The sequence below is a fragment of the Paenibacillus bouchesdurhonensis genome (assembly GCF_900155685.1).
Lineage (GTDB): Bacteria > Bacillota > Bacilli > Paenibacillales > Paenibacillaceae > Fontibacillus > Fontibacillus bouchesdurhonensis.
Window position 1 is genome coordinate 2,018,569 of the sequence record NZ_LT732548.1, and the last position, 15,672, is coordinate 2,034,240.

Below are 15,672 nucleotides of genomic sequence, written 5' to 3' on the forward strand. Positions count from 1 at the left end.
CCATAAGGAGGGCTTGATATGATAGATTCTAAAGTGCCACAACCGAAGATCGTCGTTATCGGGGCGGGAAGTTTATTCTTTGGGCGCCAATCGATTTGGCAAATGGTCGACTCTAAATATTTGAATCAAGGAACACTTGCTTTGGTAGATACGGACGAAGAAAAGCTGTCCAAGATGGTCAGGCTTGCTGAAATGGTTGTCAAGGAGAACAATGTGCCCCTTAAAGTGGAGGGCTCGATGAATCGGAGAGAGGTACTGAAGGGCGCTGATTTTGTCGTCCTCAGCTTTGCTGAGGATACTGTAAAATACCGCGGCATCGATTGCCAGGTAGCTTTAAAATATGGAATTCGTATGTGCTCCGGGGATACCATCGGCCCAGGCGGGATCTTCAGAGCCATGAGAGAGCTGCCAGTCATTATGGAATGCGCTAAAGACATCGAGGAGCTTTGTCCCGATGCGTGGGTCATTAATTATATCAATCCGTCTGCCGTCCATGGAATCGCTTTAAGCCGATATGCGCCGCAGCTGAAAACCTTCGCCCTTTGCGATAGCCACCATATGCCGCATAAGAAAGCTTACTATGCCATTCGGGCAGGCATCATTGAGGATATTAGTGAGTTCAATGGGGAAATCGATCGGAAATTTGATTTCCGCATAGCCGGCGTCAATCATTTCACCTGGCTGCTTAAGGCCGAGTATGATGGAAAGGATGTCATGCCCCAGGTAGCTGAGTCGATGAGAATATCGGCGGGAACGGAAAACGATGGCGGGGATACAGGTGCGAAGGCGCTTTATAACGATGCCATCACGTATGAGCTCTATAACATTTTCGGATATATTCCGACATGTACGGCCCACACGAAAGAATACGTCCGCTATTGGCAGGGACTGGGCAAGACGGAGGACGCCATTCCGCCTTTATCGATTTGGGAAACGGAAGACCGCTATCAACGCCATGAGGAGATGTGGGGGCAAGTGGATGACTTCCTTTCCGGAAAACGTCCGATCGCCGACTACATGAAATCATTCGGGCCCGACCATGCCACGGATATTATCGAAAATATGGTGGGCAATTTGGGCAAGCGGTTTTTTATTAATACGCTCAATAACGGGGCGGTGACGAACATGAATGACGACGCTTTCCTTGAATTGTTATGTGAGGTTAATATGGACGGAATCAAACCCCTGCACGTGGGTGAGATGCCGCGGGGAATTCGGGGCATGCAGGAGCTCGTGCTGGATACGCACGAACTAACTGCGGAGGCTGTTGTGGAACGAAGCTACGCGAAACTCAGAAGAGCGATGCTGACCGATCCGCTGGCAAATTCCATACATGACGCAGACTTGATGATTAAAGAGCTGTTGGAGCTAGAAAAGGAGATCATTCCGGGATATTGGTACGAGTAATGTGAGAAGCATGGGCGTGTTTCTAAAATACCTGCATAAGCGGCTTAAAAAACTTCATTCAATTCATGAAGTCGCGATGGTACGCTTGGAATAAGCAGAAAAACGGTTACCGTTTAAAATTAATTCCATGATGAAAGGCAGGAACAATCCCATGCTGAACGATACGGAACGGCAATGGCTGAACGGCGTCATCAAGAAACTGACACAGAAAATGGACTTAGTCAGCGAGCGTTCCCGGAACAAGATTCCTTATACGACGAATAACGGTGTGCACGACGACCGGAGCGCCCATAATCCTTCGGGCGATGACACAGACGGCATTTGCTGGTGGACCAACGGTTTCTGGGGAGGTATGCTATGGCTTATGCACCACGAGACCGGCAACGAGAAATACAAGGAGATCGCGCAGATTTCTGAAGCCAAGCTGGATCGGTGCTTCCAAGAATTTTACGGTTTGCATCATGACGTTGGATTTATGTGGCTGCCAACCAGCGTGGCGAATTACAAAGTGGCGGGAAGCGCGGAATCTCGGAAGCGGGCGCTCCATGCTGCAAATCTGCTGGCAGGCCGCTTCAATTTGGCAGGGGGCTTCATCCGAGCATGGAATGACCTGGAGGAAGGCGATACGAGGGGCTGGGCGATCATCGACTGCATGCTCAATATACCGCTTCTGTACTGGGCCACAGAAGAGACGGGGGATCCGCGATTCAAACAAATCGCAATGAGGCACGCGGATACTTCCATGCAGGCCTTCGTTCGCCCCGATGGCTCCGTCAATCACATTGTCGAATTCGATCCTTTTAACGGAGGAGTGGTAAGGACGCACGGCGGTCAGGGCTACGGGGAAGGCTCTTCCTGGACGCGCGGGCAGACCTGGGCTTTATACGGCTTCATGATGAGTTATATTCATACCGGAAAGGACGAGTATTTGCAGACGGCCAAGCGGGTTGCGAATTATTTTATGGCCAATATTCCAGAGGATGGCATCATCCCGGTCGATTTCAGACAGCCGGAGGAACCGAGGCTGATGGATGATACGGCGGCAGCGATTGCGGCGTGCGGATTCATCGAAATTGCCAAGGCCGTCGGCGGGCATGAAAGCCGCTCTTTTGTGGCGGCGGCGCTGAAGCTGCTGCGAACGCTCGACGAATCGCGGATCGATTGGTCGGCCGATACCGACCACTTCCTGTTAAACGGTACCGGGGCCTATCATAGCGATACACATCATCATGCGATTATTTACGGTGATTTTTACTTCATGGAAGCGATTTTCAAGCTGAAGGGCAACGATCTCTATTTGTGGTAGATAAAAAATGCCGAAGCTATGCCGAGGTGCTGGCCCGGCAGTAACAGGCTTATACTGGGTAACTGGATTGCTACGTTTAAAAGGACGGCCATTGGCCGTCCTTTTGTTCGTTGTTGTTCACCTTCGAGTTTTATACGGAAACCCATCGGCCTGTGCGGGACACCCCGCTATTCGATGCCGCTCGATGACCCGCGCGGAATAAATTGGGTATCCACCTTTACTTTCGTCTTCACCGGCTGAGGGGATTCAATCGACTGGACCATCAGGTCGACGGCGAGTTGCGCCATCCGTTCCTTCTCGACATGGACGGTTGACAGCTCCGGTGAGACGATCCGCGCTTCCGAGATATTATCAAATCCGACGACCGATACATCCTCCGGAATCCGGTAGTTGAGCTCGACTAACGTCTTGATGGCGCTGATGGCAATATAGTCGCACTCGCAGAAAAAGGCTGTCGGCATAGGTTTGCCAGAGGCCAGATAGGCCGATAGCTGACTCTTCAAATCCTCCTGCGAGGATAGAATCGTAGGAGCGACGGCAAAGAAGCTGTCCTCTGGAACCCCCAGTTGATGATCGCGAAGGGCAGCGAGGAAACCACGTTTGCGGTCTTCGAAATTATGAATCTTCACGTTCGAAGCGATGTAGCCGATATTGCGATGTCCTAACTCCGCCAGATGAGCGCCTGCCTGATATGCGCCCATGACATTATTGATTTCAATGAAGTGAACCGGAAGCGTCTCGTAGCAGGTATCGAGCACGACAAGTGGAGCAGTCAACTCATTCGCTATGGCTGCTATTTGTGCTTGACTTAGATTCGTTCCAAGCAGGATGACACCGTCGCTTCTTTTTTCCTCCACGATGGTTTTAATTTCCTCAACATAATGCTCCGGCTCTACCGAAGAGAACATGAGCGAATAACCGTAGCTCCGGCATCGTTCCTCGATGTATTGAATCAGCTCGCGAAAAAAGGGCTGTTGATAATATTGTTCAAGCACGATGCCGGAATTGGCAAATGCCAAAAAGAGTAACGTTTTGAGCGCCTGCTCGGGCGCTGCGGCTTTGGATTTAGGGGAATATCCGTGCTCTTTGGCGATTTGCAATATCCGTTCGCGTGTTTCCGCGCTGATGCCCTGCTTTCCGCTTAGCGCAAATGATACGGCCGCTTTGGAAACCCCAGCGATTTTGGCGATATCCTCCATTCTCACAGTTCAGAATCTCTCCATTCCCATTCAATTGTTTAGTAGGTTTAGTTTACACATCTCTAAAAAAATTATCAAGGATAAGATGAAGCTTAACTTAAATATTTAGTAATAATGACTTAACATTAACTAAAGTTCAGTTAATATCGTTGACTAATTCCTAAACTGGTGGTAATTTTAACTCATAACGATGGAATTGACTAAACCCTATCTATTTTAATTTAGTCAATAACCTCAGATTTGTTTAGTTTGTTTAGTTCGACAATACTTGAGGAGTGTGCCGGATGAAGAAATTGAAATTGGGATATGCCCCTACACGTCGTTTTACGTTCAGTGCGGAGGATGCGTTCAAGTACAAAGTAATGATTAAGGAGAAGATCCAAAGCTTTGGAATGGACTTCGAGCTTGTAGATCTCGAAGGAATCAATGAGGAAGGGCTGCTGTACGACGATCATATCGCCGCGGACAAAATTGTAGAGCGGTTCAAACGCGAAAATGTCGATGCCGTCTTTTTTCCGCATTGTAATTTCGGGACGGAGGATACGGTAGCGAGGGTAGGCAAAGCGTTGGGCAAGCCGGTGCTGCTGTGGGGGCCGCGCGACGAAGCACCGCTGGAGGACGGCATGCGCCTGCGCGATACGCAGTGCGGGCTGTTTGCGACCGGAAAGGTTCTGCGCCGTTTTAATGTGCCGTTTACGTATGTGACGAACAGCCGGGTAGATTCTCCGGTATTTGAGCGAGGATTTACGAATTTCGTAGCCGCGGCGAACGTGGTGAAGCAGTTCCGCAGTCTGCGAATTTTACAGATTGGCCCTAGACCGACATCGTTCTGGACGATGATGTGTAATGAAGGCGAATTGCTGGAACGGTTCGGCATTGAGCTTCATCCGATCACTTTGATCGATATTCAAAGAGCTTCAAAGCAGATCGAGAAAGGCAGCAGCTCGGAGTTGGCGGAAGCGATCGACTATATTAAAGCAAAGCTGGATTGGTCCGAGGTCACCGAGGAAGACGTTCGGCGGATTGCCGCTTTGAAGGTAGCGATGAAGCAGTACGCAGTGCAGAACGGATGCTCAGCTATTGCTATCCAATGCTGGTCGGCCTTGCAGGAGGCGATGGGCATCATGCCGTGCCTTGCCAATGCCATTCTGACCGATGAGCAAATTCCGGTGACGTGCGAGACCGATATCCACGGGGCGATCACCTCGGTCATGGTGCAGGCTGCGACGATGAATCAGCTGCCGACGTTTTTTGCCGACCTGACGGTTCGCCATCCAGAGAATGAAAACGGGGAGCTATTGTTCCATTGCGGCAACTTTCCGGTATCGCTGTCCGTGGAGGAGCGGCCGAAGCTAGGCCGGCATTTCCTGTTTGACGATCATTCCCCGGGGACGCATGAAGGCGAAATCAAAGGCGGCGGCATGACGCTGGCCAGATTCGATGGGGATCATGGGGAATATCAATTGTTCCTCGGCAAGGCTCGCGGCATTCAAGGGCCCTATACGCGCGGTTCTTACGTTTGGGTGGAAGTGAACGATTGGCCGTTATGGGAAGAAAAGCTGGTCAAAGGCCCTTATGTGCATCATTCGGTAGGCATACATGCCAACGTTATTCCGGCTTTATATGAGGCCTGCAATTATATTCCCGGCTTGACGGCGGATCCTGTCGATCCGACAGAACAGCAAATCCAAGCCTGGCTGCGCGGTTCGAATTTATAAAACATCATGAACAAGGAGGCGGCGGTGAAGATGGACATTATTGAATTGAAAGCGAAAGCAGCGCAAATACGCATGGATCTACTCCGGATGATTCATGGAGCCAAAGCGGGACATACCGGCGGATCACTAAGCAATACCGATATTTTGACGGCACTTTATTATCGAGTCATGAACCTTGATCCGGCTCGTCCGAAATGGGAGGATCGTGATCGTTTTATCGCCAGTAAAGGTCATGCGGTGGAATCCTTGTGGTGTATTTTGGCGGATAGAGGATTTTTCCCAAAAGAAGAATTAGAGACATTCTCACAGTTTGGTACGCGGCTCATCGGTCATCCGAACAATAAAGTGCCCGGAATCGAGATGAATACGGGAGCCCTGGGGCATGGCCTGGCGATCTCGGTGGGCATGGCGCTGGCCTCCAAGCGGGACGGACGCGGCTACCGGGTATTCTGCCTGATGGGCGATGGGGAGCAAGCGGAAGGCTCCGTATGGGAAGCGGCAATGGCGGGAGCTCATTACAAGCTCGATAATTTAGTCGGCATCATTGACCGGAATGGGCTGCAAATCAGCGGCTCCACGGAGGAGGTTATGGGACTCGATCCGCTGGACGAGAAATGGGCGGCATTTGGCTGGAACGTGATTTCGATCGACGGCAACGACATGGAGCAGCTGGTAGGTACATTGGAGGCGGCTCCGACCGTTCCAGGGAAGCCGACGCTCATCATTGCCAATACCGTGAAGGCGAAAGGCATTTCCTTTGCTGAAAATGTGCCGCATTGGCATCACCACGTACCAAGCGAAGAGGAGCTTGCACTGGCATTGGCAGAGCTGTCAGCGGTTCTGGCTGGCTATCAACAGGAAGGGCAGGTTCGATAACGATGGGGAACAACATTGCTAATCGTCAAGTCATTTGCGATACGCTGCTGGAGCTGGCACAGACGGATCGCGACATTATGGTGCTGGCCAGCGATTCCAGGGGCTCTGCGGCAATGGGGCCGTTCGCGCAGGCCTATCCAGAGCAATTCGTAGAGGTCGGCATCGCGGAGCAGAACATCGTCGGCATATCGGCGGGGCTGGCGCACAGCGGGAAAAAGCCGTTCGTTACTTCACCCGCCTGCTTCCTCTCGATGCGAAGCATCGAGCAGATTAAAGTAGATGTAGCCTATTCGGCAACGAACGTGAAGCTGATTGGCATCAGCGGCGGCATCAGCTACGGGGCGCTCGGAATGTCCCACCATTCCGTGCAGGATTTGGCGGTAACGCGGGCGATCCCCGGTCTTGCCGTCATTCTTCCGGCGGATCGTCATGAGACGAAGCGGATGACCGAGGCGCTCGTGAATTATGAGGGCGGCGTCTATGTTCGCATCGGGCGAAATCCGGTAGAGGATGTTTACGAATCTGCGGATTATGACTTCGTCATCGGCAAAGCCATTACGATGCGCGACGGCTCGGACATTACGCTGATCGCGGCGGGCGAGACAGTACGAGTTGCACTGGATGCCGAAGCGAAGCTGAAGGAAGCCGGAGTTTCCTGCCGGGTAATCAATATGCATACGATTAAGCCGCTGGATGAGGAGGCGATCATTAAGGCGGCACAGGAGACGGGGCATATTATTACGGTGGAGGAGCATAGCGTACACGGCGGCCTTGGGGCTGCGGTAGCAGAGGTCGTTGTACAGCATCATCCGGTGCCGCTTCGTCTGCTGGGCATTCCGGATGAACCGGCGATTGCCGGGAAAACGAAGGAAGTATTCGAACATTACGGGATCAGTGCGGAGAACATCAAGAACCTGGCGCTGGATATGCTGGGAAAATAGGAGCCAGGGGCGATGACGAACAAACAAGGACATTTGCTTACAATAGATCAGAGTACATCGGGAACGAAGGCGCTCATCATTGACTCGGCGGGGATTATCATTGCAAAAAGCTCGGTAGAGCATAAGCAATATTATCCCTCCCCCGGGTGGGTAGAGCATGATCCTATGGAAATTTACGAAAATGTGCTGCGCGCTTCCGAGGCCGTGCTTCAGCAGGCTGGCATCGAACCGAGCCGGCTTGCAGCCCTCACCCTGACGAATCAACGCGAAACGGCGGTAATGTGGGATCGGGCTACGGGGCTTCCGGTATGCAATGCCATTGTCTGGCAATGCCAGCGCACGGCAGAACGCTGCGAGGCGTTAAAGGCAGCGGGTTATGAGGAGATCGTAAGAGCGAAGACAGGGCTGATGCTTGATCCTTATTTCTCGGCGGCAAAATGGCGCTGGATGCTGGAGCAGGTGCCTTATATCGACCGCCTGCTGGAAGAGGGACGTTTACTGGCAGGCACGATGGACAGCTGGCTGCTCTGGAAGCTGAGCGGCGGAGCGGTTCATGCCACGGATTACACGAATGCGAGCCGAACGTCGCTGTTCAACATCCACGAGCTGCGCTGGGATACCGAGCTGTGCGAGCTGTTCGGCGTGCCGATCGAGCTTTTGCCTGAAGTGAAGTCATCCGATGCGGTATTCGGGGTAACCAATGCGAAGGATTCACAGCTGTTGTCCTACCCGGTACCGATTGCCGGGATTATCGGCGATTCGCAGGCCGCTTTGTTCGGACAGCACTGCTTCGAGACAGGCATGGCCAAAGCGACCTATGGCACGGGGACATCCGTGCTGATGAATATCGGCGAGAAGCCAGTCGCCGCAGAGAATGGCCTGGTGCTCGCGATCGGCTGGAGCATCGGCGGGAAAGTAACCTACGCCCTGGAAGCCGTCATTCGTACATCGGGGGACACAATCAAGTGGGTTCGCGATAACTTGGGCTTGTTCCATACTTTTGCCGAGCTGGAGGAGCTGCTGCTTCAGACGCATCATAATGAAGGCGTTTACCTTGTTCCGGCCTTTGTCGGGCTGGGCGCGCCGTACTGGGAGCCGCAGGCAAGGGCGATGATATCCGGGATGAGCCGGGGGACGGGCAGACCCCATATTATTCGGGCCGCGATAGAGAGCATTGCTTACCAGGTTCGGGACGCCATTGAGCTTATTGAAGAGGGGACGGGAATACCTCTTAAGATGCTCCGTGCCGATGGGGGAGCTTCCGACAACGCCACTCTAATGCAATTTCAGGCGGACATGCTGGGCTGCGGGGTATCCAAGTCGGATGTTGCTGAACTATCGGCTTTGGGCTCGGCTTATATGGGCGGGCTTGGCATTGGAATCTGGGATTCGCTCAGTGAAATTGCCAAGCAAATGCGAAAATACGAGATTTACATGCCTTTAATGGATCAGACGCACCGGGCGCAAAATTACGAGGGATGGAAGAGGGCGGTGGGAGCCGTGCTGCAAGACAGTGCCGCAGCTGACCATTCGACTATCGCCGAAGCTTCTGAAGCCGGTTCTAAAAAAAGCATACAATGCTCTTAAAAAGCAGCATACCTCCGCCCATTGCTCCATGATACAGTGAAACCAAGTGACATTAAGAATAGCTTAATGGATCAATGCGGTTTCACTGAAAGGAGCAAGCAAATGACGAGCATTATCAATCCTGTAATCCGGGGATTTAATCCGGACGCATCGATGATCCGCGTGGGGGAGGATTACTATCTTGCCACCTCTACCTTCGAATGGTTTCCGGGCGTGCAAATTCATCATTCCAAGGATCTGGTGCATTGGCGGCCTTTGACGCGTCCGCTAAGCCGCGTGTCTCAATTGGATCTGCTCGGAGCGCCAAGCTCTGGAGGAATCTGGGCGCCGGCGCTCACTTATGATCAAGGAACGTATTATTTAATGATTACGGACGTAAAAAGCCGTAAGGGCGTATTTAAGGATCTTCATAATTATTTGTTGACGGCTACAGATATTACGGGCCCTTGGTCAGAGCCGATATATTTAAATAGCAGCGGATTTGATCCGTATTTATTCCACGATGATGACGGGCGGAAGTGGCTGCTGAATATGAAATGGGATTTTCGCAAGGGAAAGGATCGGTTTGCCGGCGTAGTCATGCAGGAGTATTCGCCTGAAGAAGGGCGCCTTGTCGGCCCGGTTCAGACCATAGCGACAGGTACGGATATCGGCGTCAGCGAGGGGCCGAATATGTTCAAACGGGACGGCTGGTACTATCTTCTGCTCGCCGAAGGAGGAACAGGTTGGAACCACGCAGCGACCCTGGGTCGTTCCCGCCGTATCGAAGGGCCTTACGAGTATGACCCGGAATACCCGCTTATCACAACGGTGAACGATCCGGATTATCCGCTGCAAAAGGCTGGGCACGCCGCGATTGTCGAGACGCAAAACGGAGAATGGTATATGTCCTTCATTTGCGCACGCACTCTGCCGGGACGCAGGCTGTGCCCGCTTGGCCGGGAGACGGGCATGCAGAAGCTGGAATGGACGGAGGACGGCTGGCTGCGGATCGCCGGAGGCGGACGTTTGCCGCAGCTCGAGGTAGAGCTCCCCGATCTTCCGCTTCATCCTTTCCCGTCGTTTCCCGAGACGGATCATTTTGAGGCATCTGAGCTCGGTATTCAGTATCATACACTCCGAGTTCCGGCGGACGAAGAATGGCTTAGTCTCACAGAGCGTCCGGGATATTTGCGGCTTCGCGGCCGCGAATCGCTGTATTCCTGGTTCAGGCAGAGTATGGTGGCAAGAAGGCTGGAGCATTTCGTATGCGAGGTGGAGACCTGCGTCGAGTTCGAGCCGGAGCATTTCAATCAGATGGCTGGATTAACCTTATATTACGATGACCGCGACCATTTTTATTTGCGGGTCAGTCATGATGAAGCGATTGGCAAGCATGTGGCGCTGACATTATCAGATCAAGGCAATTATGATGAGCCGGAAGGCGCTGTCGTATCGGCGGAGGGCTGGAATCGGGTATATTTGAGAGCGAATATCGAATATGATGCGATTCAGTTCAGTTGTTCCCCGGATGGCATAAATTGGTTCCATGTCGGCAGTCCGCAGGATCTGGGGCAATTGGCTGATGAATATGAGGGCAAGCTTGGGTTCACGGGTACCTTTATCGGATTATGTGCTCAGGATTTGTCGGGAACGCAGCGGCATGCAGACTTCGATTACTTGCGCTATACGGGCAGGGAGTAGTCCGCCAAGGGCAAGTGGTTATGGATAAACAAGGCTAGCATGAAATCAAAATCCAGGTTAGGGAGATGAGATGGATATGAGTATGCCTTATGATGTGCCAGAACAGAAAAAGATTAGACTGATCATAAACACCGATACCAAATGTGAAGCTGATGACCAGTATGCCATCGTGCATGCGGTGCTGACGCCGAGATTTAAAATCAAAGGAATCATTGGCGCCCACTTCGGCACCCGCAGAGAGACGACGATGGAGGAATCTTATGCAGAAATTCGTCATGTGCTGAGTCTTATGGGATTGCAAGACCAGTTCGAGGTATATAAAGGAGCCCCGGTAAAAATTCCGGACACAAGCACGTCTGTACCTTCCGAGGGGGCGGAGATCATTATTCGCGAGGCGATGAAAGAGAATGAGCCGCCGTTATATGTCATTTTCCTCGGCCCTTTAACGGATTTGGCTTCGGCTTATTTGATGGAGCCGGCTATCGCTGGCCGTCTTACCGCGATTTGGATTGGCGGCGGCGCCTATCCCGAAGGAAGCCGGGAGTTCAACCTTAGCAACGATATCGATGCCGCTAACGTTGTGCTTCAATCCCCCATTCCGCTCTGGCAGGTGCCCAAAAACGTCTATGACATGGTGCGTGTCGGCCTGGCCGAGCTTGCGGTAAGAGTGAGGCCGCAGGGGGAGATCGGCAGATACTTGTACGAGCAGTTAATTCAGCACAACATGGATCACGGACATCAGGCGCATTGGCCAAAAGGCGAAATGTGGGTGCTGGGCGATTCTCCCGCGGTTGCGCTTCTGCTGGATGAGCATATGTTCGAGTACGATAACGTTGCTGCACCAAGGATCGATTCGCAGATGAGATATGTCCCCGGTCAAGAGGGGCGAACGATTCGCGTATATCGCAGCATCGATGCCCGGTTTACATTGGAGGATTTCTACGCCAAGCTGGCTTTATTTGCATTATCCGAGTCCGACAAAAAATAGGATGCTAAAGTAAAAAGCTGCCCCAAGTCTATACCAACTCTATAGACGAGGAGCAGCTTTTTCGTGTTAAAACAGCTCTACGGTTTGCCTGCTACGACTCCTAGAGGAAGCATAAATGGCATCAAGTAAGCCCATGGAATAGGCAGTTTCCTGCAGCGGGACGTAGCTGCCATCGCCGTAGGCAAGCTTCCGATAGAATTGGTCAATCAGCTTGGCATGGCCTTGCCCCCAATAGGATTTGCCGACGGCTGGCTGTTGATTCGCGCTGGACACATCGCTTTCCAGCCATTGAACATCCCCGCTGCTGACCAGCATAAGCTGGTTATCCATGTAGCGCAGCAAGCCTTTTTCCATATGCAATTCAATAAAAAAGGGACTGTTCTCGGAATGCCCGTTCGTAGCATAGAACATTCCGGCCTTGCCGTCCTTGTAATATAAAGTAGCTTCGGCGGTATCCTCGACCTCAATGATGCCCTGCAATATCCGCGTGTCGATATTTCCTTGAACCGCCTCAATCTCGCCTCCGAGATAGTAAAGCAAATCCAACATATGCACGGCTTGATTGATCAAGAGGCCGCCGCCTTCGGTTGCCCATTTGCCGCGCCAGGAGTCGGACTGGTAGTAGTCCGCCGTTCGCCTCCAGGTCAGGAATCCTTTAATGCCGAGCATTCGTCCAAGCGTTCCCTCCGCAATCAGCTCCTTCGCTTTCTCGATGGACGGGTTTAATCGATTTTGCAAAATCGCGCAGCAGGCCACGCCGGAAGCCGTCACTGCATCCGCTACCTTGCGTGCTTCAGCGACGTTCATGGCGACGGGCTTTTCCAGCACGATATGCTTTCCGGCCTCGGCGGCCTGAATGGCCATTTCTGCATGCAAATGATGCGGGGTGCATATATGCAGGCTGTGAACCGCCGGATCGGACAAGACCTGCTTGAAATCGGTGTATACCCGCCGCTCCTCCTTGCCAGCCAGCGTCTCGGCGCGCTCCTTCACAATATCGCATGCGCCGAACAGCTCGGAGGCCTCCGATTGCCTGACCGCTGCGGCATGAAGAGGGCCGATGGCTCCGCAGCCGACAATGACGGCATTTAGCCGGCTCATCTTAGGAGAACCCGAACTTTTGCAAATTGTTATAGCTGATGTTCAAGCTATCGAACGCGTCCGTCGGCCCGTCATCCCGCTCGATTAAATACCACTTGACTCCTGCCTCCTCGCAAGCCTGCAGAATTTCCGGCCAATGGAGATTGCCCTCCATAATTTCGGTCATGATCTGCTGTGAATCGATGATCGTCAGATCCTTCAGGTGGATGGCCTCAATTCTGTTCTTCAGCCTGCGGATCCAGGCGCTGGGATCGCCGCCGCCTACCTGTACCCAGTAAGTGTCCAGCGTAAACAGGAAGTTCTCTGGACTTGTCTGTTCAATGAGCATATCCATGCCGAGCTTCCCGTTGTAGCTTTGAAATTCCCAATGATGGTTATGATAGCTGAACTTTAGCCCGTTTTGCGCCAATTCATCGGCGATCGCCGAGAATTTCTTGGCGAAGGCGATGTAGCCCTCGGCGCTATGATACTCGGCAGGCAGTCCGCCCAGCCCCGCCAGCCCGCAGCCCAGCATATGATGATCGCGGATGACGCCATCCAGATCGTTGATAAATCGGTCATAAGGGATATGGGTGACCACAACTTTCAAACCATGGCCGCGGGCGATTGCCGCCAGCTCATCGACAGGAATATGCCAAATCGCGGATAGCTGAATCGTCGTATAGCCCATTTCTTTTATTTTCCGCAGCGTTTCATCAAATTCCTTTGCCGTTCCGGCAAAATTCCGAACCGTATATAATTGCGCGCCTAAAATTTTCTTCATTCACGAAACCTCCTTTTATGTGCTGCCTTCAGTTTCTATCCCGACTAATGCGTTCCCGACACATCGACGACCTTTTGGACGACGTTCTTTTTCACCGTGGAGCTCTTGATCTTCTCCTGCAGCAGCTCATAGAAATGCTCGTGATCAAAGCGATCAAGCTCTGCCCAGTCATCCGTCCAGGTTGAATAATGGATCGCATTCGAAATGAGCAGGCCGTGAATGCCCTCCTCCCCTGGTGCCAGCAGCTTTTCACCCTGCAAAATCGTCTTTGCGAAGTTTTTAAAAATGCCGATGTGCTGTTCACCGCCGTCCCCCGAGACGGGAATTTCACAGCGCCAGCATTCCGGCTTTCGGAACGGGTCTACGTTCATCCGATTGTGCTCTCGCTCCGAAATGCGGTTCCGGTCAAACGTGATGCGATTGTTCTCGACGACGATTTTGCCCATAACTCCGGAAATCTCAAGCCGATTCGTGCCTGGTGCCTCGCCCGTTGACGTGATATAGACACCCGTTGCTCCGTTTGGATATTCCAAATAAGCGGTTACGTCATCCTCTACCTCAATATCGTAATATTTGCCGAAGCTGCAGAAGGAGCGGATTCTGCGGGGCATGCCGAGCATCCACTGGAGCAAATCCAGGTTATGCGGGTTTTGGTTAATTAGCGTGCCGCCGCCCTCGCCCTCCCAAGTGGAGCGCCAGGAGCCGGAATCATGATAAGCCTGCGGACGGTACCAGTCCGTAATGATCCAGACGACTCGCTTAAGCTCGCCCAATTCGCCGCTTTGCACGAGTTCTCTCACTTTCTGGTACACGGGATTCGTCCGCTGATTGTACATGATGCCAAAAACCTTGTCGGACTGTTTCGCAGCCGTGTTCATCTCCAGCACCTGCTTTGTGTATACGCCGGCTGGCTTCTCGATGAGCACATGCAGCCCGCAGGTGAAGGCTTCAATCGCAAGCGAAGGATGATCATAATGGGGAACGGCGATTAAGACGGCATCGATCAGACCGCTTTCGTACATTTCTATCGCATGCTCGAATACGGCCACTCCCGGCAGATTATCCTGCGCCCAAGCCCTCCGCTCTGGGCTAGTGTCGCATACTGCGCCAAGCATCATGCCCGGTACCTTATGCTCCTTATGAATTTGCAAACTGTGGGACATGCCCATATTGCCAATGCCGATGATGCCGAGGCGTACATTTTTCATGGAATATCCTCCTCTAAATGTGGTCTAGAATCTCCAGCAACGATGAATGAGCTATTTTGAAGGTGTGTAGCCCGCTTGCGCCAAGCGTATCGGTCAACGGAGCTTGCTCCAGCTCAGCCAAGCCTTGAAAGCTGCCCAGATGCGGCTCCAGCGACAGGAAGCCATCATACCCGCGAGCCTTTAAGCTTCTAAGCACCTCCTTGATCCGCCCGTCGCCCATTCCTGCCGGAACATTGCTTCCGTCCCCCCGAGCATCCTTAATGTGTACATACCGGATATAAGGCTCCAGCAGCTCGAAGGCTGCTGGGTATACCTCACAGCCGCACTGAACAAAGTTGGCTGGATCGAAGGCGCTGGCGAAATGCGTTGACCGGCACGTTTGCATCAGGTCAAGGCAGCGCTCGGGGCTGTCGCCGTAAATATCCTTTTCGTTCTCGTGAAGGATCGTTAAGCCGCTGCCCTCGGCAGCTTCCAGAATAGCGCCGATTCGGTCGATAACCTCGTTCCGGTATAGGGCAGGATCGCTGCCCTCCGGCATATAGAAGCTGAAAATGCGCACAAATGGACTATTCAATGTGTTAGCGATTTCAAAAATCCTTTTGGCCATATCCAGATGAGGCCCAAAGTCATCCAAAATATTTATTTTGCCGATGGGAGAGCCGATGGAGGATACTTTAATGCCGTAATGATGGAGCGTGTTTTTCACCTCTGCAACTTCCTCTCCCGACAGAACGGAAATATTCTTTCCGTTCACTCCCCTGATTTCGATAAACTCGATGCCAAGTGAATTTAATCCTCGTAATTGTGTTCGAAAATCCGCATCGATTTCATCGGCAAAGCCTGAAATATAAAACTTGGCCATCCGTGGATCACCTCTTCTATGGATATTTCCTCT

Annotated in this window: 13 protein-coding genes; 8 read left to right on the forward strand and 5 right to left on the reverse strand. The window is 52.4% G+C overall.

What is annotated here, in order from left to right:
* Positions 1-18: 18 nt before the first annotated feature.
* Positions 19-1,407 (forward strand): family 4 glycosyl hydrolase, encoded by a 1,389-nt coding sequence (locus tag CZ379_RS13295; RefSeq protein ID WP_110932058.1) that lies wholly within the window; start codon positions 19-21, stop codon positions 1,405-1,407.
* Positions 1,408-1,558: 151 nt separating this feature from the next.
* A complete protein-coding gene (locus tag CZ379_RS13300) occupies positions 1,559-2,713 on the forward strand; it encodes a glycoside hydrolase family protein (RefSeq protein WP_110932059.1) in 1,155 nt (384 codons plus the stop codon).
* 167 nt (positions 2,714-2,880) lie between these two features.
* Here CZ379_RS13300 and CZ379_RS13305 read toward each other — a convergent pair whose 3' ends face one another.
* Positions 2,881-3,918 carry a LacI family DNA-binding transcriptional regulator gene (locus tag CZ379_RS13305; protein WP_199925602.1) on the reverse strand — a complete coding sequence of 346 codons (1,038 nt, stop codon included), beginning with the start codon at positions 3,916-3,918 and terminating at the stop codon, positions 2,881-2,883.
* Positions 3,919-4,196: 278 nt separating this feature from the next.
* On the opposite strand from CZ379_RS13305, the gene CZ379_RS13310 reads away from it, so the two are divergent.
* The 6 genes from CZ379_RS13310 to CZ379_RS13335 all read left to right on the forward strand — a co-directional run bounded on the left by CZ379_RS13310 (position 4,197) and on the right by CZ379_RS13335 (position 11,705).
* Complete coding sequence (locus CZ379_RS13310; RefSeq protein ID WP_110932060.1) at positions 4,197-5,630, forward strand: L-fucose/L-arabinose isomerase family protein; 1,434 nt, start codon at positions 4,197-4,199, stop codon at positions 5,628-5,630.
* Positions 5,631-5,654: 24 nt separating this feature from the next.
* The gene (locus CZ379_RS13315; protein ID WP_324616435.1) at positions 5,655-6,506 is read left to right on the forward strand and encodes a transketolase; all 852 of its coding nucleotides are present in this window, start codon (positions 5,655-5,657) and stop codon (positions 6,504-6,506) included.
* Positions 6,507-6,508: 2 nt separating this feature from the next.
* Positions 6,509-7,447: a transketolase family protein gene (locus CZ379_RS13320; protein ID WP_110932062.1), complete on the forward strand. Its 939-nt coding sequence runs from the start codon at positions 6,509-6,511 to the stop codon at positions 7,445-7,447.
* A 12-nt stretch (positions 7,448-7,459) separates the two neighbouring features.
* Entirely contained in the window at positions 7,460-9,034 is a 1,575-nt protein-coding gene (gene glpK, locus CZ379_RS13325) for a glycerol kinase GlpK (RefSeq protein ID WP_110932063.1), read from the forward strand.
* Positions 9,035-9,136: 102 nt separating this feature from the next.
* Complete coding sequence (locus CZ379_RS13330; protein WP_110932064.1) at positions 9,137-10,717, forward strand: glycoside hydrolase family 43 protein; 1,581 nt, start codon at positions 9,137-9,139, stop codon at positions 10,715-10,717.
* Positions 10,718-10,793: 76 nt separating this feature from the next.
* Positions 10,794-11,705 (forward strand): nucleoside hydrolase, encoded by a 912-nt coding sequence (locus CZ379_RS13335; RefSeq protein ID WP_110932065.1) that lies wholly within the window; start codon positions 10,794-10,796, stop codon positions 11,703-11,705.
* A gap of 66 nt (positions 11,706-11,771) precedes the next feature.
* Here CZ379_RS13335 and CZ379_RS13340 read toward each other — a convergent pair whose 3' ends face one another.
* The 4 genes from CZ379_RS13340 to CZ379_RS13355 are packed head-to-tail and all read right to left on the reverse strand — an operon-like array spanning position 11,772 to position 15,639.
* On the reverse strand, positions 11,772-12,806 hold the full coding sequence (locus CZ379_RS13340; RefSeq protein WP_110932066.1) for a Gfo/Idh/MocA family protein: 1,035 nt from the start codon (positions 12,804-12,806) through the stop codon (positions 11,772-11,774).
* Between the two features lies 1 nt (position 12,807).
* A complete protein-coding gene (locus CZ379_RS13345; protein WP_110932067.1) occupies positions 12,808-13,569 on the reverse strand; it encodes a sugar phosphate isomerase/epimerase family protein in 762 nt (253 codons plus the stop codon).
* 44 nt (positions 13,570-13,613) lie between these two features.
* Positions 13,614-14,777, reverse strand: coding sequence for a Gfo/Idh/MocA family protein (locus CZ379_RS13350; protein WP_110932068.1), 1,164 nt, complete (start codon positions 14,775-14,777; stop codon positions 13,614-13,616).
* 13 nt (positions 14,778-14,790) lie between these two features.
* Positions 14,791-15,639 (reverse strand): sugar phosphate isomerase/epimerase family protein, encoded by an 849-nt coding sequence (locus tag CZ379_RS13355; protein WP_110932069.1) that lies wholly within the window; start codon positions 15,637-15,639, stop codon positions 14,791-14,793.
* Between the last annotated feature and the right edge of the window lie 33 nt (positions 15,640-15,672).